Annotated in this window: 18 protein-coding genes; all 18 read left to right on the top strand. The window is 34.0% G+C overall.

The annotated features are described in order from the left end of the window. Positions 1-715: 715 nt before the first annotated feature. The 18 genes from J3U63_RS06755 to J3U63_RS06670 all read left to right on the top strand — a co-directional run bounded on the left by J3U63_RS06755 (position 716) and on the right by J3U63_RS06670 (position 19,807). The gene (locus J3U63_RS06755) at positions 716-1,021 is read left to right on the top strand and encodes a phage holin family protein (protein ID WP_267334192.1); all 306 of its coding nucleotides are present in this window, start codon (positions 716-718) and stop codon (positions 1,019-1,021) included. Between the two features lie 2 nt (positions 1,022-1,023). Beyond that, the gene (locus J3U63_RS06750) at positions 1,024-1,464 is read left to right on the top strand and encodes a D-Ala-D-Ala carboxypeptidase family metallohydrolase (RefSeq protein ID WP_267334193.1); all 441 of its coding nucleotides are present in this window, start codon (positions 1,024-1,026) and stop codon (positions 1,462-1,464) included. 707 nt (positions 1,465-2,171) lie between these two features. Then, positions 2,172-2,399, top strand: a complete 228-nt coding sequence (locus J3U63_RS06745; protein WP_323849508.1) for a phage tail terminator-like protein — start codon at positions 2,172-2,174, stop codon at positions 2,397-2,399. A gap of 20 nt (positions 2,400-2,419) precedes the next feature. Further along, the gene (locus J3U63_RS06740; protein WP_267334194.1) at positions 2,420-3,079 is read left to right on the top strand and encodes a phage tail protein; all 660 of its coding nucleotides are present in this window, start codon (positions 2,420-2,422) and stop codon (positions 3,077-3,079) included. Positions 3,080-3,091: 12 nt separating this feature from the next. Next, complete coding sequence (locus J3U63_RS06735) at positions 3,092-3,403, top strand: phage tail assembly chaperone (protein WP_267334195.1); 312 nt, start codon at positions 3,092-3,094, stop codon at positions 3,401-3,403. Between the two features lie 62 nt (positions 3,404-3,465). Continuing rightward, positions 3,466-3,708: a DUF1799 domain-containing protein gene (locus tag J3U63_RS06730; protein WP_065798292.1), complete on the top strand. Its 243-nt coding sequence runs from the start codon at positions 3,466-3,468 to the stop codon at positions 3,706-3,708. Between the two features lie 377 nt (positions 3,709-4,085). Continuing rightward, entirely contained in the window at positions 4,086-4,292 is a 207-nt protein-coding gene (locus J3U63_RS06725; RefSeq protein WP_065798291.1) for a hypothetical protein, read from the top strand. 140 nt (positions 4,293-4,432) lie between these two features. Then, the gene (locus J3U63_RS06720) at positions 4,433-7,105 is read left to right on the top strand and encodes a phage tail tape measure protein (RefSeq protein ID WP_267371050.1); all 2,673 of its coding nucleotides are present in this window, start codon (positions 4,433-4,435) and stop codon (positions 7,103-7,105) included. Between the two features lie 15 nt (positions 7,106-7,120). Then, a complete protein-coding gene (locus J3U63_RS06715; protein ID WP_267371049.1) occupies positions 7,121-7,462 on the top strand; it encodes a phage tail protein in 342 nt (113 codons plus the stop codon). 61 nt (positions 7,463-7,523) lie between these two features. After that, the gene (locus tag J3U63_RS06710) at positions 7,524-8,258 is read left to right on the top strand and encodes a phage minor tail protein L (protein WP_267334198.1); all 735 of its coding nucleotides are present in this window, start codon (positions 7,524-7,526) and stop codon (positions 8,256-8,258) included. Position 8,259: 1 nt separating this feature from the next. After that, a complete protein-coding gene (locus tag J3U63_RS06705; RefSeq protein WP_267371047.1) occupies positions 8,260-8,982 on the top strand; it encodes a C40 family peptidase in 723 nt (240 codons plus the stop codon). Then, the gene (locus J3U63_RS06700) at positions 8,972-9,589 is read left to right on the top strand and encodes a tail assembly protein (RefSeq protein ID WP_267348974.1); all 618 of its coding nucleotides are present in this window, start codon (positions 8,972-8,974) and stop codon (positions 9,587-9,589) included. Before J3U63_RS06705 ends, J3U63_RS06700 begins: the two co-directional genes overlap by 11 nt. Positions 9,590-9,596: 7 nt before the next feature. After that, positions 9,597-13,067, top strand: coding sequence for a host specificity protein J (locus J3U63_RS06695; RefSeq protein ID WP_267371046.1), 3,471 nt, complete (start codon positions 9,597-9,599; stop codon positions 13,065-13,067). Further along, on the top strand, positions 13,067-14,122 hold the full coding sequence (locus tag J3U63_RS06690; protein ID WP_267334201.1) for a hypothetical protein: 1,056 nt from the start codon (positions 13,067-13,069) through the stop codon (positions 14,120-14,122). The genes J3U63_RS06695 and J3U63_RS06690 overlap by 1 nt, the downstream gene beginning before the upstream one ends. Positions 14,123-14,481: 359 nt before the next feature. Then, positions 14,482-16,326, top strand: coding sequence for a hypothetical protein (locus tag J3U63_RS06685; RefSeq protein ID WP_267371045.1), 1,845 nt, complete (start codon positions 14,482-14,484; stop codon positions 16,324-16,326). Position 16,327: 1 nt separating this feature from the next. Beyond that, positions 16,328-16,858: a tail fiber assembly protein gene (locus tag J3U63_RS06680; protein ID WP_267371043.1), complete on the top strand. Its 531-nt coding sequence runs from the start codon at positions 16,328-16,330 to the stop codon at positions 16,856-16,858. A gap of 506 nt (positions 16,859-17,364) precedes the next feature. Further along, entirely contained in the window at positions 17,365-18,765 is a 1,401-nt protein-coding gene (locus J3U63_RS06675; RefSeq protein WP_267371042.1) for a hypothetical protein, read from the top strand. Positions 18,766-18,793: 28 nt separating this feature from the next. Beyond that, positions 18,794-19,807, top strand: coding sequence for an SPFH domain-containing protein (locus J3U63_RS06670; RefSeq protein ID WP_267371040.1), 1,014 nt, complete (start codon positions 18,794-18,796; stop codon positions 19,805-19,807). The last annotated feature ends 246 nt before the right edge of the window (positions 19,808-20,053 follow it).

The following is a 20,053-nucleotide window of genomic DNA, read 5'->3' as shown; positions in this document are numbered from 1 at the left end:
AATAAGCATATATAATTAGTCCATAATCAAAATTTAAACGCATAAAAAAGCCCGCTAGCAATAGACGGGCTTTTTTGTTATGTGAAATATTTGCAAAATAGGATATTTGGCTAATTAAATTAATTTTGAATTTGAGTCGTTCGAAATAGGGTAATGCAAATATTTAGAGATTAATTAGGTAAATAATCAATAATATATTAAATTTTATTTGATAGTGTATTAATGCTCTTAAATGATACCAAACATCTTAATTCATCAAGAAAACAAGATAATCTTTTGCGTATCAATCTTATTATTTACCTTTTATCGATTTCTACTTGCTACAACAGTAGCAATGATTTTGATGTAAATTAGTCTAATTGACATTATAAAAATGTTTATTGGTAAATATTTTATAATTTTATCAATTTGTTATATGAAATTATTATTAAAAAAAGGAGGCGGCAACTATTTTTGATATTGCATGATTAGAAAATAGTAAAATATTAGGGATATTGGGTTCAATCGTTTATTACTCATTAAAATTAAATAATTTGTCTAATAATGACAAGATAAAGATTAAGAAATTCATAGTATTATGCATTATTTCTAATACATGTTCTTTTCAATAAAATTAACCTATCACATTGTTTTTATTCATTATCTTTCCTATTTTAAATAAACAAAATCAGCGGTTAAATTCAATTACCGTTGTTAACTTATATAAAGATTTATTATGCCTATAAAAGATCCTAACAACATTAATTGGTATGTTGTCATTTATTTAATGATTGTCACCTTATTGGGCTCATTAGCGAGTTATTGCTATCACGTGCTCAATGGCAACAAATTCAATGTCTGGGTGTTATTTGCACAAATATTTATTTCAATATTTGCCGGTCTATTGGTTGTACTGGGCGCAAGTTATTTCAACTGGGAATTTGAATTAGCAGGAGGCGTAGCTGGTCTAGCTGGTTGGTCTGGTGCAACCCTAATAAAAATACTCGAAGAAAAACTGTTAAAAAAAGCTAAAGGAGAATAACCGTGAAACTTACAGCAAACTTTAAATTAGAGGAATTTACTAACTCTCTATTAGCCAGCAGATTAAAGATAGATAATAGCGTGCCTACAGAGTTGATGCCTAATATTAAATTCACCGCTGCAAAGTTGGAATTAGTCAGACAAGCTTTAGGAAAGCCCATTATTATCACTTCTGGTTATCGTTGCCCTGCGCTAAATGCGCGTGTTGGTGGAGTCGCAACCAGTGCCCACACGCTAGGATTAGCCGTCGATTTTCATTCGTCTTTTGGTACACCTAAAGAAATTTGTCAACGATTAATCGATGCAAGAGTTGAATTTGATAAGCTTATTCAAGAACATAATCAATGGGTGCACATAAGTTTTAGTCCTACATCTAACCGTCAACAGGTGTTAACCGCGATAAAAAACAGTGGGAAAACAACATATGTAAATGGGTTAATCTAGTTACTACTCTTACTTTAACCTTATCAATTTTGCTCAGTGCTTAAATGAATTTTGTTAACAATAGATGTTGGTTATGTCTAGCAACTACAAAATTTTTTGAATGGAATCAATTAGTTTATTAATCAAGGGAAAGATAAGCCTGATACGCTGGTAAAACAAATAAGTATCGATATTTTACAAGACATCGTCTTCTACCCCCTTCGAATAACTCATCTCAAATTTCTTGAATTAGAAAATCATCAGACAGATTTTAGTCGACAATTTGAGTCCAATTGGCACGTATCATCTGATACTACAGAAGTAGAATTAGTTGATAGAGAAAATGTCAATTACATTGATTCTACTAACACTTCAAAATACTGCATGGCACAAATAAAAATATGTTTTGTGATGTGCAATTCATTTATATCACTAATCACATTCAAAATATTACTCGATTGGAATTTGATAATGTAAGACATACACCAAACAAAACGATCATAAAAGCAATATTGAAAGCATAGATATATTCTAATAATAAACTTAGTAAAGAGGTAAAAATTGATTTTGCCTATTTCGGCACGGCTTGAATCATATCTTGAAATAGTTGCAAAACAAGTACAATTATCCATTTTTGATAAAAATGTTACTATTCAACAGAACGATAATGCTTATTTAAGATCAACTTTATTACCAGCGATCACAACCTGTTTCGATTTGGACAGTGAATCAAGAGTTTATTAAGGTGTTTATCAGTACCAATCAATACGGGCAAATCAGATGCTTTGCGTATATGTGATGCGATTATTGCTCACTTCCCACTTAATTTAGAGTTAAAAAAAGACAATTTTGCGCTTTATATTAATTTTGTACCAAGTGCTTATCCTACTATAACGGATAAAACCACTTACACTATTCCCGTCAGTATGAATTATCTTGCTGACACTTTAATGTAATAAAATAAAGGAGTTAACACATGGGTTTTGCTTTACCTAATGGTGCACGAGTTTACGTGCAAAAATCAAAAGATGCTAAGCTTGATTTTAATCTAATTACTAACGATAAAGAGGCTGTCGTGACATTAAAAGCTGGGCATGGACTTAATGTTGATGACGAAGTTGTTATTGCTTCGTCTTGGAATAAACTAAATAATGTTGTGGCACGAATTGTACGTGTTAATAATACCGATGTCACTTTAGGTAATATTAACACAAGTAATGTTAATGTATTCCCAGCTAACGAAGGCTTTGGTAGTCTTACTAAAATTACCGATTGGGAACGATTGCCACAAATTAAAGAAGTAGCCAGCGAGGGCGGTGAACAACAATTTGTACAAATTCAATTTTTAGAAGATGAAACAGAACGTCAATTACCGACGATAAAATCAGCTAAAACCAAAACTTTTACCATTGCTCATGATAGCTCATTACCGATTTATCCTTTACTACAAAGCTTAGATCAAACCAATGAAGTTGTGGCTATGAAAATGTATGTACCAAAAGCGAATGAAACACGTTATGACGCGGTGCGGGTTTCATTTGATCCAACACCAGAAACCACAATTAACGAAGTTGAAACAGTAAAAATTAGTACCACTGTTGAATCACCCGCTATTACATTTTATAAAGATAAATAAGGTGAATGGTCAATGGCAAAATTTAAATTAATTGCAGATCCCACTTTTAAATGCAAAGTGTTAATTGCTCGGCCTGGCCAAGAAGACGGATCAGTTGAGTTTACTTTCAAACATTATCCAGTCAATGAGCTTGCTAAATTTGAAGATGAACTGAAAAATAATGGTGTTATTGATTTTATCATGAAAATTGTCGCTGGTTGGAGTTTAAATGATGAATTTAATCAAGACAATATGCAAATTTTATTAAATAACTATCCATCTGCTTCACAAGCAATTACAACAACTTACTATAAAGAATTATTTGGTCAACGCGAAAAAAACTAATTGAGCTTGTCACTGCGTTATATACGCCTGAACCTTCTCAAGATGAATTAGCTGCTTTTGGTTTGTCTGAGGATGATTATGATGGCGAATTTATAGAGATATGGCAGGATAATTTAGATTCATTTCGATTATTTAAAGCCATGTCAACGCAATGGCGTACAAGCATGAGTGGACTAATCGGGCTTGATTATAATTGCCTTCCTTGGGTGATGAAAGTGAATAATATTTTAGAAAGCGAAACGATTTTTCACGATATTCAACTAATGGAAAGCCAAGCCTTAAAAATAATTCATAAAACCAAATAACCGACGAAAGTCGGTTATCTAACACTTGTTATTTTTAATCTAAATAAGATAAGCGATAAGTCACATCTATTTATTCATAAATGAGCAATAGAAAAACGAATCGAAACGGATTTATTACCAATAAAAAATAGCATAATAAATTAATTTATTGATATCAAACAAATAAAGATTGTGATAACAAAATTGAAATAATCATTTTAAAACAGCCTAGTGAAGGTGCGCAAACAAAAGTTATTGATTAATTTGCAATTTGTAAAATTGCAATAAACAATCAAATCTAAATTACAAATAGCAAAGTAAGCATACATAATAGAGCCATTAATGAATCAATCCATTTATTAGATTTATAGAAAATTAAGTTAGTTAAGGAAATAGAGATGAACAGAAATATTATTATTGCCGAATCAGATTTTGATAAGTTATATGCAAAATTAAGTCATATCACCGCTATATCTGAGTTATTAATTAGTGATATGGGCAATTCGCATTGGGCCGATGAGACTGTGCTAAATAGCATTTCAGCGATTTCAACCATATCAAATGAAATGCAAGATATAATAACCAAAAGACAAGAAATAAAGTAAGCACTATTATTGTTGGTAATAAATTCTTTAAATAATATTTAGCAACAGATTTAATTTAAGATTGGCTTCTCTATTTTAGTAGAACAACTTATTACTTAATAAACTCGCTTTGGCGGGTTTTTTTATGCCTGGAGAGTATTATGGCAGAACAAATTACATCGCTAACGTTAAAAATTAATGTTAAAAGCGTTACAGAAGTAAATAAACAGCTTGATTTTTTTGTAAAAAAATCAAAGGAATCGGCTGCGGCAATAAATACACTAGGTTCATCGACTGAAAAAAATCTAAGATTTTCTGAGAAGTATACACAATTACTTGTAAAAAATATTAAAGCGATAGAATTAAATTCTAAAGTACTAGAAAAACAAAATAAAGAATTAATGATTCTATCAAAAGTTATTTCTCCAGTTAATGATGAATTATATAATCTTCTTTTAACTCAAAATAGGTTATCTAGAAATAATGGATCAGATTTTTTTGATGCTCACTCATTGAAATTTTATGATGAAATGATCGAGAGTTCTCAAAATAGTTTATTAGAACTGATTGAAATACAGAAGGATTTTTCTGCTTCAAATGATCAAATGAAAATAACACTTAGTTCGCTTTCTGATCAAATAAAAGAGTTATCGGAACAATCACAAAAAAGTAAAAATCCTCTTTTATCATTTGCTGAATATGGAGTTGAAATTGGGGCTCTATTTAAAAATCCGATAGCAAGTATAGTAGGAACAATAGCTGAAATTGGAATTGTTGTTGGTAATGATTTGATTTCCTATTTTTCTAAATCGACAACAGCAACAGAAACACTAAGAAAAGCGCAAGAAAGTTTATATAATGTAATAAAAATTAATCATGACGGCATTGCTTCTTTCACAAATGAGATAATTAAATTAAATAAAATCAATCCTAAATTAGCGCAAGCAACAGTTGAAGTCGCTAAGCAAGATGCTAATCAGACTCTTAGTTCATTAAAAGAAACGCTAAAACAATATTTTGCTAAAGATAACGTAAATATTTTTAATGATATGGATTTTATTAAAAAAAATCAGCAAAATCCTGGTGGGAGTTATAAATCTGGAAGTTCTATTATTGATGAAGAAAATAGACAACAAGTACAAGAAGAGATAGAACGTAGAAAACAAAAAATTGAAAATGAAGCACAAATTTTAGCGAAAAAATTTAATACAGAAAAGCAATTAATATTAGAAATCTATCAAAAAATATTTGATATTTTATCTACAAAAGATTCAGCTTCATCCTCAAAAAAATTAAATGATTTAGCTGTATTTGTGTCAGATTTAAAATTCAAAGCAGGAGAGGAAGATGACTCATTAAATGATCTTATCAAATTATTAAATGGCTTGGTTGTTAAATCTCATGATGCTGTTGTAAGTTTAAACACTTTAAATGACTATAATGGAAACCCAAACCCAAACCCAAACCCAAACCCAAACCCAAACCCAAACCCAAACCCAACAAATAATAACATTAATTCTTTCAATTATACGCCAAAGCACAATTTATTAGAATCTAATAGAGAAGTTGAAAAAAGCTTACAGATTCAATTGCTTTCTTTAAAAGAGCAAAATACAACAGTACAAAATATCACGGCTGAACGAAAAAAATACTTAGAATTTCAAGCTCAAATTAAAATGCTTGAAGAAGAAACAGATAAAAGCAAATTAACGGCTGAAGAACGTTATTTGTTGGCTAATAAATTATCTCTAAGTTTGCAGTATGAAAAAAATGCAGCTATAGCAGAAGAAATTAATGCGCTTAACAAAGCACAACAAATAAAAGAAAATATTTCTGAAACTATATCCCAGTATAAAAATAGTATTACTGATAAAAAAGCAACTTTTGGCATGAGCTCGGCTGAAAGTGCCCATTATTCTGAGAGGATTGAACTAGAAAGAAGAAAAGAAAAAGATTTAGATCCTAGTAATCATCTCACATCAGAAGATATTGTTAGCATCACTCAAGATTACATATCAGCAGCCAATCTTTTAGAACAACGTTATGCCTTAGACGATACACAGAAAAGTGATTGGATTATGGGATTAAAAACTGGTTTAAAAGAATTTGCAGAAACCTCTTCAGACGTATTTAGCGCAGCCAAAGGGTTTGCACAAAATACCATGGGCTCTATGGCAAATATGATGACTCAATTAGTGACTACAGGAAAAGCCAATTTTAACGAGTTTGCCCGTTCTATCTTAATTAATATTATTGAAATTATTAATAAGCTAATACTAGCCCAAGTAATTCAAACAGCTTTAGGGTGGATGGGGTTTGGTGGTGGATCAAGTAAAGCGACAGGGGGACTTCAAGATGCCTACAGTGGCGGCGAAATTCGTGGTTATGCAATGGGTGGTAATGTTGGATATGCGTTAAACCCAGGGGGCTTTACCGGTCGAGGTAATAAATATCAACCAGCCGGTATTGTTCACAAAGGTGAATTTGTTTTCACTAAAGAAGCAACCAAACGTATAGGGGTAAATACACTTTATGCATTAATGAATGATAAAAAACAAGAGTATGCTAATGGTGGATATGTCGATGTTGGTCAGGCTTCACCCATTGCTTTTACTCGTCAATCGAATCAATCAACAAGTGCTGTAAATGTATCGGCAAATATTGCTGTTAATATGTCCTCAGAAAACAACTCAGCAACAACTACAACAAATAATATTGATGCAAAAGCTGTTGAGGCTCAAGTTGGTGCCGTTATACAGCAACGCATGAATGAGATGATGAAAAAACTTGTTTCACCTGGTGGTGACTTATATAACGTGATGCATGCAAGGTAAGTGATTGGAGAGGTTATGGCAGTAGATAAATTTCAATGGAAAACAATGGGAAATCCAAAAGTTTCGGATCTATCCAATATTAATGAAATTAGTTTTGGTGATGGTTATACACAATTATCAAGCACCGGTATTAATAGTACTACAGAAGAGTGGCAATTGACTTATATGGGGCAACAAAGCGAAGTTAAACAAGTTCGCGCTTTTTTAAATTCTCATATTATAAAATCTTTCAAATGGACTAATCCCTATGGTGAAGAAAAGTTATACCGAGTCGTTAATAAATCTATTGAATCAGAATTTATGGGGGGTAATGTTGTTTCACTATCATTTAAATTTATTCAGGCTTATGCACCATAAATTATTATTACCTATTCAATTAACCACCTTTAGGTGGTTTTTTTATGTCTGGAGAACATAAATGCCAATAACACAGGACTTACAAGCACTTGAAGGCAACGAGCTAATTCAACTTATTGAACTTGATGGTACAAAATTTGGATTAGATGAAGTCCTTCGCTTTCATGCGCATAATGTCTCATCAGAGGGTTGGGCCTCTTTTGTTGTTGATAATTTACCTTCTATTAAATGGCAAGGAAAAGAATACTTACCTTATCCTTACGAACTAAAAGGTCTTGAGTTGAGTAGCACAGGCGCCCAACCAACACCAACGTTATCAGTTGGCAATATTGAAGGAAAAGTGACAAGGCTTTGCTTGGATTATGCAGATTTAGTTCAAGCAAAAATCAAAATCCATACCACAATGGCTAAGTATCTGGATGCGGCCAACTGGATTAATGGTAATCCAAATGCAGATCCAGCTCAAGAACGCGTACAACTATTTTATGTAAATAGCAAAAAAACAGAAACCAAAACTATGGTTGAATTTGAGTTGTGTTCACCTTTTGATATCCAAAATCTACAGCTACCAACAAGGCAAATTACCACTGTTTGCACTTGGTGTATGCGTGGCTGGTATCGAAGTGGTACTGGTTGTGATTATGCTGGTAATAAATATTTCACCAAAACTGGTGATCCAACGGATGATCCTGCAAAAGATGTATGCGGTGGACTTTTAAAAGATTGTAAAGCAAGGCATGGTAATGCTTCGCTTCCTTTTGGTGGTTTTCCAGCAGCTAATTTACAGAGTAAGTAATATGAGACAAAAATTATTAGATGCCATAAAAAATCATGCAGAGAGTCAATACCCAAATGAAGCCTGTGGATTGATTATTGATACGGGTAAGTCGCAAAAATATGTTCCTTGTCAGAATATTTCTGATAATCCTAAAGAGCATTTTTTGATTGCAGCTGACGAACAGTTACAAGCCGAAAAGTTGGGCGAAATTATCATGATTATTCACTCTCATCCTGATGTTGTATCACTAGTGCCATCTGAATTTGACCGTATTCAATGTGATCATTCAGGTATTGAGTGGGGCATTATATCTGTACCCGATGGTGATTTTTGCACAATATCGCCACGCGTAAATCGAGATTATACCGGACGCCAATGGCTACTTGGGCATGCTGATTGTTGGTCACTGATTATGGATTATTATCAGCGAGAATATAATATTGATTTAAATAATTATTCGGTTCCAAGGCAGTGGTGGGAAAGCGGAACAGAACATCTTTATGATGATAATTGGCAAGCTGAAGGATTTGTTGCAGTCAACATCACTGAAATGCAAGTTGGCGATATCATCATGATGCGTATTGGTGCGCAAGTGACCAATCATGCTGCTATTTATGTTGGTGACAATCTTATTTTACATCATTTATACGGTCAACTATCGACTCGTACACCTTACGGTAAATATTTTCGAGATAGAACAGTTCGCATAGTACGACATAAGGAGTTATTTCATGCTCAGTAATTTAACACTAAAAGGTGCAATGGCTAAGCAGTTTGGTAAAAATCATCAATATGATGTACAAAATCTTAAAGAACTATTACGCGCACTATGTGCAACGATTAAAGGATTTGAAAAGTACATGTGTTCAGCACATTTAAAAGGTATTAAGTTCGCTTTTTTTGTTGATGGCAAAAATATTGGTATTGATGAGTTTGATATTAATGCGAATGGCAAAAACTATACGATTATGCCAGTCACACAAGGTGCAAAAAGTGGAGGCATGTTTCAAATTATTATTGGTGCAGTTGCATTAGTTGCCGCTTTTTTTACAGCAGGGGCAACATTAGCTCAGTGGGGAACTCTCTTGACGGCTAGTACGATGAGCGCAACATCTATTTTAACAGGAATTGGTATTAGCATGATGTTGGGGGGCGTGGTTCAACTACTGACTCCACAGCCTAAATTTAATGCAGGTAAATCATCGAGTGCCGAAAATAAACCTAATTATGGATTTGGTGGGCCAGTGAATACTAATGCTGTTGGCTATCCTGTGCCTGTTTTGCTTGGTGAACGTGAAATTGGTGGCGCGGTAATTAATGCCGGTATTTATTCAGAAGACCAACAGTAGGTGAGTTATGCAATTGATAGAAGGGCAAAAAGGCGGAAGTAAAAAACAACATACGCCATATGAACAACCTGATAATTTACTGTCAAACGCCAAACTTAAGTTGTTATTAGCGTTAAGCGAAGGTGAAATTCAGGGACATTTAACAGAGCAAGACATTTTTATTGATAACACTCCGCTGGCCAATTTAGATGGTTCTCGTAACTTCAAAGGCGTCAATTGGGAATTTCGCAATGGCTCGCAGACGCAAGACTATATTCAAGGTATACCCGAAATTAGTAATGAATTGCGAGCTGGTTTCACAGTTAAAGCTGATAAACCGTGGGTGCGTGCATTTTCGAATTTAGATCTGGATGCAGTTCGTATTAAATTGAGTTTACCGGCTCACGTTGAGTATAAGGATAATGGTGACTCAGTTGGTACAGTTACCAAATATGTTATCGAATTATCAACTGATGGTGGTGCTTTTCAAACGGTGATAAATGGGACGTTTCAGGGTAAAACCACTTCAGAATATCAGCGTGATCACCGGATTAATCTACCGAAAGCTATTGATGGTTGGGCTATACGAGTAAGACGATTCACTCCTGATTCAAAATCGAGTAAATTGGTTAATACATTTGGCGTGTCATCCTATGCTGAAATAATTGATAGCAAATTACGTTACCCAAATACCGCCTTGCTTTATATCGAATTAGATGCGAGTCAATTTAATGGTTCAATACCTAAAATTAGTTGTAAAGTTAAAGGTAAAGTTGTCCAAGTTCCTGATAATTACGATCCAGTGAGTCGAACATACATTGGCACATGGACAGGTGGTTTTAAAATGGCTTATACCAACAACCCTGCTTGGCTTGCCTATTACTTAATGCGTGATGAAATAGCCGGAATGGGGTTAAGAATTGATGCCAGCATGCTTGATAAATGGTCTATCTATCAACTGGGTCAGTATTGTGATCAGATGGTATCTGATGGGCGAGGCGGAAAAGAACCACGTTTTGTTTGTAATGAATATATACAAAGTCAGGAAGAAGCCTATACTGTTTTAAAAGATCTGGTGGCTTCATTTCGTGGCATACTATTTTGGGGTAACGATCAAATCTGTCTAACGGCGGATATGCCACAAGATGAACCTGATTTTATTTACCATCCTTCAAATGTTGTTGGTGATTTTACCTATTCAAGTGGTTCATATAAAAATCGCTATACATCATGTTTAGTGGCCTATTCAGATCCGAATAACCATTACTGTGACGATGTTGAACCCGTATGGGATTATGACTTGATGCGTCGTTATGATGTTAATGTCATGAAGTTAACCGCTATAGGCTGTACATCGCAAGCCGAAGCCCAAAGGCGTGGACGATGGGCTTTGCTTTCAAATGCGAAAGATGAAGTGGTTACGTTTACCGTCGGATTAGACGGTTATATTCCTTTACCAGCCAGAATTATTGGTATCGCTGATCCCTCACGTTCAGGTAAAGAAAACGGCGGACGAATACAATCAGTTACTGGTCGAAAAATCACACTTGATAGAAAGATAGATTATCAAGCCGGAGATCGTTTAGTGATTAATTTGCCCGATGGTACCGCGCAAAGTCGAACAATTAGATCAATTAGTGAAGATCGGCAAACAATTACGGTGACTGCAAACTATAAAATAACACCTGTCGCTGGAGCAATCTGGTGTATTGACAGTGATAATGTTGCTATTCAATATTTTCGGGTTACCTCAATATCGGCAAGTGAAAATGGTAAATTCAACATTACTGCTGTGGAGCATGCCCCCAATAAATTCAACTACATTGATAATGGAATCCGAATTGAGCCTAAGCCAATTACTGTGGTACCGCCGACAGCGGTATCATCGCCAAAAAATATTAGTGTTTTTGAAAGTAGCTATATCTCACAAGGACTGTCTATTTCGTGTTTGAATGCTCAGTGGGATGCGGCTGAAGGTGCAACAAATTATATTGCCCAATGGCGAAAAGATAATTCATCTTGGAATAATATTGGCAAAACTAATGGAACTAATTTTTCCATTGAAGGTGTATATTCTGGTACATATGATGTGCGTGTTCGCGCTGTTAATGCACTTGATACATCATCACCTTGGGCATATTCACAATCAAAATTCATTAAAGGCAAAGTTGGAACACCTGAAAAACCTGTCGGCTTTAGCGCAAGTGATGATGTGATATTAGGTATAGATTTAACTTGGTCCTTTCCTAAAGGTGCGGGCGATACCAGCCATACCGAAATTCAATATTCCAACAATGAAAATGAAGAAGATGCAAGATTACTTTCTAATGTCAGTTATCCTAGTTGCAGCTATTCACAAATGGGACTTGCAATTGGTCAAACCTTTTTCTATCGTGCTCGTTTAGTTGATAAAATTGGTAATGTGAGTGATTGGACCGATTGGGTGCAAGGTATTTCCAGTACCAATACCAATGACTTAACCGATCATATTTTTGAGGAAATAAAAGAGACTGACGCATGGAACTCATTAGTAGAACAAACAAATAATAACACCAGCTCAATCACAGACCATACTACTATGCTGGCTGAAAATACACGTTTATCAATCGAAAATGCTAAGTCCATTATTGAAAACGCTTTAGCAAATGATGTTGATTCTCAAAGGTGGCGAAAAGAAATCGGTAATGCTCATGCTGAAATAAAAGAAACGAAAGCTTTGATTGTAAATGAAAGTGAGGCAACCGCAGTTAAATTGACCGAAATCTCATCAAATTTAAATGGCGCGAACGCTTCTATCAATGAACTTAAACAAACGACAGTAAAACAAGGTGAATCGATTGAGTCTCAAAGTAACATTCTAACGCAATTATCATCATCAATAGATAGTGTAAATAATAGTGTTAAAAATAATGCAACAGCCATTAATCAAATGGAAACAACAGTTACTCAACAAGGTAATGTAATTACTTCACAGGCTAATAGTATTAGCTCAATTAATACCCATATCGGTAATGTGTCTGCGCAAGTTAATGATGTGTCAAAAGCCATCCAAGACACCAATGGTAAATTATCTGCCTACCGCACAATGAAAGTGGAGGTTGATAATAATGGCAGGCAATATGTTGCGGGGATGACTATGGGCGTTGAAAATACCGATGTAGGTATGCAGTCAAATGTTATTTTCCTTGCTGATAAATTGATGGTCATGAATCAAGCTAATGGTACACCAGTACCCGCTTTCATCGTCAAGGATGGTTTTGTCATCATGAATGATGCAATCATAGGTAACTCAACTCTAAATTTTGCAAAAATATCAGATACTATACAATCAGAAAACTATATACCAGGTAAGTCTGGGTGGAGGTTATTTAAGGATGGTACTTTTGAAATAAATAGTTCATTTTATAATGAGGGTCGAATTGTACTCAATGGTGAAGGTTTAAAAGTTTTCGATGAAACAGGTGCTTTAGTTGTTCAAATCGGTAATTTGGAGGTGTAATGTCATTTGGAATTAAAGTTTTCACAAAAACGGGTACGGCATATAAATTAGATAGCAAGTGTACGACAATGTGTATTTCAGGCGCGTTAGGTTCAAATGTATATCCGCAAACAGGATTGTATGTACCTGAGGGATATGATTATTATGCTCATTTGTCAGAGCCGTGTGGGTTTTGGTCTTTTGGTACTGATTCAACAGGGGCAACATTTATTGATGCATCAAGTGATCCTATTGCTTATTTAGATCAAAATCGTCAATTATGTTTCAAGAATGGTGAATACGGGAGAAATTCTTGGTCGAAGTATCCTGATGAAGTATATTTAGACCAAAATCAACAGCTTGTTCTTTTGACGTGGCCGAAATCCATTAAAGCTAATGGTCACGGCATTTTATTTAATGGTGTTAGTTCTTTTTTTCAAATTAATCAGTATAGTAATTTTACTAATGTAATATGGAAAGGAGATATAGAAATCAGCAATCAAGGATGGAGAGTTAGCGATATAGATCCGTCATTATCAAATTATAATTCATTTGTATTTTTTTATTGCGACGATCCAACCATTTCAATTGGTAAAGATTTTGAGCACAGATATTATGACGTTTTTGGTTATGTTCCTTACGATCATAATGGGCATGTAAGTAATCGAACAATTAAAGTTAAAGTTGTCATTTTTGGTGTCGGTCACATAAAAACATCAAAATTTGGCTTGCGAATATATAAGAATAAAAATGTTGTATATGATTCTTGTAATGAAATCTTCATTAATCCGGTGTTAACAAGTTTTGAAAGATACTCACTTGGTCAATGGCAGTCAATAAATGGTATTAAACGCCCGATGCACGCAACGGTTTCAGTCGGAGCTAGTTTTTTTAATGGCAACAAAAATCAAAATTGGGTTTGCGACATCGGCGTAAGATCAAATGGTTATCAACTCTCTACGTCAGAGCAACGAATACATAAAGTTTTTTGGTTTGAATCTGAATTGAGTTATGGGTTCTATATTTCTGCGCAAAAGGTCCTAGTTTTAGACGCTGAAAATTATTTCAATTTTTGAGGTTAACAATGAAAAGATTAATAATTCTATCTGTAATATTATTTTCGTCTTTATCTTTTGCAAATTATTCAAGTTGTAGAGCTATTTATCAAGAAAACTCATTGGGTAATGCAATAAATGGATTTGATATCATCAAGATAAAAAAAATTAATGATAATCACTATGATTTGAGTTTGAACGTTGATGGAACTATACGTTAGATACTCGATAATTTTTCCACCCATATATTAATTATATGTGAGGAGCTCAAATACAAATAAAAAGGGATAACTCAAAAAAATTATTTAAATTATAAATTAAAACCGGAAAATATAAACGCTCTCGTAGCGTTTTTTTATGTCTAAAATTCGAGGAATACTATGTCTTGGTACAAAACAGGTACGATCAATGTAACAAAAGGCAGTAACATCGTGACAGGGATTGGCACTAAATGGGCTAATCCGTTGTTGGGTATTTCTGCTGGTAGAATGTTATTGCTACAATCATCAAATCAAATTGAAATCTATGAAATAGCATCCGTACAATCTGATACGCAATTAATGTTGGCAGATGATTATCGTGGTGAAAGTAAAACAGGGGGTATATATCAAATCCCTACATCACCAACGGTTTCAATTGAAAGTTTAGCATTACGCATCTCTGAAATGTTAAATTATTATCAAACACAACTTAATGCTTGGCAGACAATATTAACAGGTGATGGTAAAGTTACATTGACAGCACCTGATGGAAGCGTTGTTACAATAATTTCGCAATACTCTATTCAACAAGAACTTATTAAGCTTATTGAAGAAAGTAAAGTTTATGTTAGTGAGTCAGCAAAAAATGCAAGTAACGCTCAAAAGGCAAGTACATCAGCAACAGATAGCGCTAATGCAGCCAAAACAAGTGCTGATTCAGCTAATAAATCAGCAACAGCAGCGAGCGTATCAGCTAAAAACGCTAGCGATAGCGCTAATTCAATTAAAACATCCGAAACTAATGCTAAAACATCAGCGAATGCAGCGGCTAAATCAGCAGATGATGCGAAAAGCTGGGCTTCAACAGTAGATACATCGACATTTGTGAAAAAAAACGGAGATACAGTTACAGGTCAACTTACCCTTAAATACAAAGCGTGCGGTATCAAATTCAATTATGAAAATCCTGATAATGTTACAGTAATTCGCCCAATTGGAGACAATTTCTCATTTCTTTTTTATGATGCAGAAAAAAAGAATTGGTTTACAAAGCTTAGATATGCTAAAGATGGTAATGCGTGGAAATTTGATAATATTGATGATGTTACTATTAACGGCAAATCCGCATTAAAAGCAGGCGATTATGGTATCGGCGGTCAAACGGGTGCTGCTGTCAATAATTTTGATGAACGCTTGGTGGGAGGGTTTTATCAATGTAGGTCATCCAATTTTCCTAATTTGCCACTTAACGGGAGGGATGATTCGGCAACATTGCTTGCGTATCCTAGTAACAGCGAGCATTGGAAAGTCGAACAATTAGCTGTAGTTAATAACAAGACCCCTCGCATTTATTATCGCACAGATTCAAAAGATGATGGTAAGCAAAATTGGTATGAAGCAATAACAACGGCGAATGCTTCTGCCGATATTGTGGGAGCTATTCCAGCAGTTAAAACAGTTGTTAATAATACACCTACTTATATGGTAGGTAGCCATGTAGTATTCAAAGATGCTATTGGTGACCAACGTTTAATGCCGTTTCGACGTGATGAATTACCATTTGGTTGGTATTTCCGAAATGGCGATAATTACTTATTAAGTTCACCGCAAGGGCAGGTTTTAAATGGTTTATCCATTAATTATAAAAACGACCATCGTATTACGATTAAAACTATAAATGGACAACAATATATTAATGTGCCAACGGCATTTTCAGCCGATGGGCGTGGTTTTTTTGAGCGAGCCGTTGATGGAGCTACCCGACAAGTAGGTAGTGTTGAAGATGATGCTATCAGAGAAATTTGGGGACATTTCGACACTGGTGTTGTAACTAATCATTATAAATACGCACAAGGTGTATTTTCTGGGGTGGATGCAGTGAATCCAGAAAATGGTGGTGCATTTGCAAGTATGCAAGCCAAGACATACGGATATAATTTCAATGCATCACGAGTTGTACCAACAGCAAATGAAAATCGCCCACTTAATATTGGTATGACACCTGTAATTTACCTTGGAGTTTGATATGATTAATTATTATTATGATAATACAGCTGAACTTAAACCGTACACACATCAATTAGAGGCTAACGACGACACAATGCCACCTGACAATGCGTTACGGATTGCTCCTGAATTTAAAGATGGGTTTTGTCCGTGTGAGCAAGATGGTAAATGGGTTTTAGTCAAAGATAACCGCGAAAAAACAGCCTTTAATATTGAAACAAAGGAAGCTATTAAAATTGACTACCTTGGAGAACTTAAAGCAGGATTTACGTTACTTGAGCCATTCGAATTTTGTAAATGGAACGGAAAAAAATGGGTAAAAGATAAAGTGGCCGAAAATAACGCTACCATTGAACAAAATCAAGTTATGAAAAATTCATTAATAAATCAAGCCAACGAAAAAATAGCGTTGCTTCAAGATATTGTCGATTTAGATATGCAAGAATCTAATGAAGAGGAACAGCTAAAACAATGGAAAAAATATCGTATATTATTAACTCGCATTAATGTATCTGATACGAATATTTCGTTTCCAACTAAGCCCGAATAAATTAAACACACACTACCAATGTTTTCCATTCATCTTATCCTTCCTTTACTATAATTAAGCAGATAAGCTTTCTTTTTGCTTAATCCTATAAATTATCTCGCTTTATTCATTCATATTTTGATAATAAACAATTATTTGTAAATATTAGGGCATCATTCCTTTCAAAATTGGTAGTGTATTATTTGTTATCATTCATTTTTACACTTAAAATTCTCCACTATACTAACAGAATAATTATTAATTGATTTACTTGATCTGAATCGAGCCACTATTTATCGATGTTTTGAATAACGTTACTTGATTTTGTGATTAATTTTGTCACTTTGTTATTAAAATAAAAGTCATCGTTATTGCAGCAACTTCATTTGATCTGTTTTACAAATTTGCTGATGAATTAGGCAAGTTAGCGTTAAATTTAAACCTATATTTCAAGTGACACTCCCTTATTTAATCGATAAAATAGCCGATATTTATCCAAAATTAAATAATGATAAGAGTAAATAGGAATGGCAAAGCAAATCAAAATAATCAAGTGCCCAAATTGTGGTAGCATACAAAAAACTGAAATTAAACCCGATCATTATCGTTGTGAAAATTGTCATACTGAATATTTTTTAGATAGTGATGATATTAATGTTAATGTCACTTATGATAATAAACAAACTAATTTAGATAATGAGTATTTTGGTGAATTTAAATCAAAAATAATTGTTATTCTAGGCTGTATCGTGGTTGGTTGCGTTTGTGTTGGTTTGCTCAATATGTTTTTTAAATCGAAGCCTTCTTATGATGCCCCAGTCGCAACTACGCAAATACAACAAAATCAGACTACAACCACTAAATCAGTGTCGGCCAATCCGCAAATTGCGCAAAGTAGTGGTACATTGCGTGTTAATTATAATTTTTGCTCATTAGTTTTAGTCGATAATAAACCTTTTGTGATGGGAATCATTAATCGTTCCAATGGTTTACCCTATGAACAAAAGTATTATTTTACTGTGTATGATTTGCTTTCCGAAAAAATTGTGCAAGAAAGCCCAATTGCTAATGTGAAATTTGATAAGTTTGGTAAAGTTAATTGGACTTCATATGACTTTACTAAAGATAAAACCTATCTAGTTGCAAGCAAACGCACTGTTTTTTTACTTGATAAAAAGAATTTTACCCTAACTGATGTGACATCTTCGTTATTGCAAAATTATCCTCAATTTAATAAAGGCATCGCCTCAGTCAATATCACGACCGCACAAGGCGCCGTCGGCCATGTTTTACATATACTGACTGATGATGGGCAAAAGATCTATTATTTCCCTTTGCAGGATAAAGCTTTTGTTGATAATAATGATTTTTATATGACAATTAAAGATTTTGAGCGGAGTGCAGATGATACCAGTAAACACACTGCTTTTAGCTTTGCCAATAATTATGGTGAGGATTTTAAGTTAATTAAATTTACTTTTATTAGTCCTGATGGTAAAAGCCATTACACTTTTACATCAGCTAAAGTTGGTGATCAAAATACTGATGGTTCAGGCAAGTTTACTGATGCGGCAAACGCCTATAATTACAGTCTTCCTTATTACGATAATCCAAAATATCAACTGGTTTCTCATCAAAACCTTACTCCGGATAGACTTTATTTTAATCCTGAAATTATCTATTTTGATGATAATACATTAATTATAAAAACCAGAACTAGTGCAAGTCCCGATTCAAATTATAATTATCAACGATTGGATATTAATAACGGTAAAGTGATTTGGACATTATCAAGTGATGATATCACCATAAAAGAGATCATGCCTTTTAATGATGGATTTATCATTAAACAGAGTTGCGATAAGTATGCGCAAATAGCTTCTGATGGTACTATCATTAAAAAACTAACTTTAGTAAATGAAAAATAATAAGTATGACTAGTATAAGGAATATGATATGGGATTAGGCAACTTTTTTAAAAGACAACTAAAAACAGTAATAGAGTGGAAAAACCAAGAGCAAAATGTTTTATTTTATGAGTTTCCAACGCCAACTAATGAAGTAAAAAATGCCAGTAAATTAATTATCAATCCAGGACAAGGCTGCATTTTAGTTTATAAGGGTGAAGTGATCGATGTGATGACTAAATCGGGTATTTATGAACTTTCTACATCCAATCATCCTTTCATTACTAACTTAGTTAAAATACTGCAAAGCTTGGAAAGCGAACACAAAATGCATGTGTATTTTTTCCGTTTAGCAAGTTTGGTTAATCAAAAATGGGGCACATCAACGCCGATAAAATATATTGATAGTGTATATCAATTTCCAATTGAACTTGGTGCTTATGGAACCTATGCAATTAAAATTGAACAAGCTCAGCATTTTTTTACCGAAGTAGTAGGCAGTAAATCAGTTTATACCGCAAACGATCTGAGTCAATTAATGATTTCGCGTATCATTCCAACTATCACCTCACAATTAGCAACAGAAAGTTATTCTTATCAAAATATTGATTCACAATTAGTTAAATTATCGGACCAAATTAAACAGAGTTTGCAATCTATCTTTGGCAAATTAGGTCTTTTGTTAGAGGATTTTCAAATTGAGTCCGCCACATTTAGTGAAGAGACTTTGGAGCGCATTAGTAAAATAGCTAATTCAAGAACGGATGCATTAGCTGCCAAAGAGGTCGGTTTAGATTATGTCGAACATGAAAAACTCAAAGCATTACGCGATGCAGCTCAAAATGAAGGGGGACTGGCTGGTGCAGGGTTACAACTTGGTGCAGGTTTAGATTTAGCAAAATCGTTTGATTTAAATAAAAATAATGCCACAAATACCGCAGCGACGGCTAATAACGAACAAATTATTAACCAATTAAAACAGCTCAAACAACTGGTTGATGAAGGTATCTTGACTCAAGAGGAATTTAACGCGAAAAAGGCACAGTTATTGGATAAGCTGTAAACTAATATACTAATTACTAAAACTAGCATTTAATTTACCAATCATTTATGACTAAAATTTAATGATAAGAATATGCATTGGCCACTGGTTACTATTACACTAATCAGTGGTCAATTTATAAATAAGTGGTACTTAACGCATTGTTATTGCTTGCTATTTAAACAGTAGTAATAATGATCGCTATAAATCGTGATGTTGATAATAGGCTCAGAATTTAAATTAAGAAATATTAGCCATTTATGCTTA

The organism is Gilliamella sp. B2838 (genome assembly GCF_026536185.1).
GTDB lineage: Bacteria > Pseudomonadota > Gammaproteobacteria > Enterobacterales > Orbaceae > Gilliamella.
The sequence above is the reverse complement of the archived record's forward strand: the minus strand, read 5'-3'. Positions and strand labels throughout refer to the sequence as shown.

What these genes read in the sequence shown, in the direction of transcription:
- J3U63_RS06705 (WP_267371047.1), top strand. Translation starts at nt 8,260, where the DNA reads ATGAGACAAAAATTATTAGATGCCATAAAAAATCATGCAGAGAGTCAA.
- J3U63_RS06675 (WP_267371042.1), top strand. Translation starts at nt 17,365, where the DNA reads ATGGCAAAGCAAATCAAAATAATCAAGTGCCCAAATTGTGGTAGCATA.
- J3U63_RS06685 (WP_267371045.1), top strand. Translation starts at nt 14,482, where the DNA reads ATGTCTTGGTACAAAACAGGTACGATCAATGTAACAAAAGGCAGTAAC.
- J3U63_RS06740 (WP_267334194.1), top strand. Translation starts at nt 2,420, where the DNA reads ATGGGTTTTGCTTTACCTAATGGTGCACGAGTTTACGTGCAAAAATCA.
- J3U63_RS06725 (WP_065798291.1), top strand. Translation starts at nt 4,086, where the DNA reads ATGAACAGAAATATTATTATTGCCGAATCAGATTTTGATAAGTTATAT.
- J3U63_RS06670 (WP_267371040.1), top strand. Translation starts at nt 18,794, where the DNA reads ATGGGATTAGGCAACTTTTTTAAAAGACAACTAAAAACAGTAATAGAG.
- J3U63_RS06755 (WP_267334192.1), top strand. Translation starts at nt 716, where the DNA reads ATGCCTATAAAAGATCCTAACAACATTAATTGGTATGTTGTCATTTAT.
- J3U63_RS06690 (WP_267334201.1), top strand. Translation starts at nt 13,067, where the DNA reads ATGTCATTTGGAATTAAAGTTTTCACAAAAACGGGTACGGCATATAAA.
- J3U63_RS06720 (WP_267371050.1), top strand. Translation starts at nt 4,433, where the DNA reads ATGGCAGAACAAATTACATCGCTAACGTTAAAAATTAATGTTAAAAGC.
- J3U63_RS06680 (WP_267371043.1), top strand. Translation starts at nt 16,328, where the DNA reads ATGATTAATTATTATTATGATAATACAGCTGAACTTAAACCGTACACA.
- J3U63_RS06695 (WP_267371046.1), top strand. Translation starts at nt 9,597, where the DNA reads ATGCAATTGATAGAAGGGCAAAAAGGCGGAAGTAAAAAACAACATACG.
- J3U63_RS06715 (WP_267371049.1), top strand. Translation starts at nt 7,121, where the DNA reads ATGGCAGTAGATAAATTTCAATGGAAAACAATGGGAAATCCAAAAGTT.
- J3U63_RS06710 (WP_267334198.1), top strand. Translation starts at nt 7,524, where the DNA reads ATGCCAATAACACAGGACTTACAAGCACTTGAAGGCAACGAGCTAATT.
- J3U63_RS06700 (WP_267348974.1), top strand. Translation starts at nt 8,972, where the DNA reads ATGCTCAGTAATTTAACACTAAAAGGTGCAATGGCTAAGCAGTTTGGT.
- J3U63_RS06735 (WP_267334195.1), top strand. Translation starts at nt 3,092, where the DNA reads ATGGCAAAATTTAAATTAATTGCAGATCCCACTTTTAAATGCAAAGTG.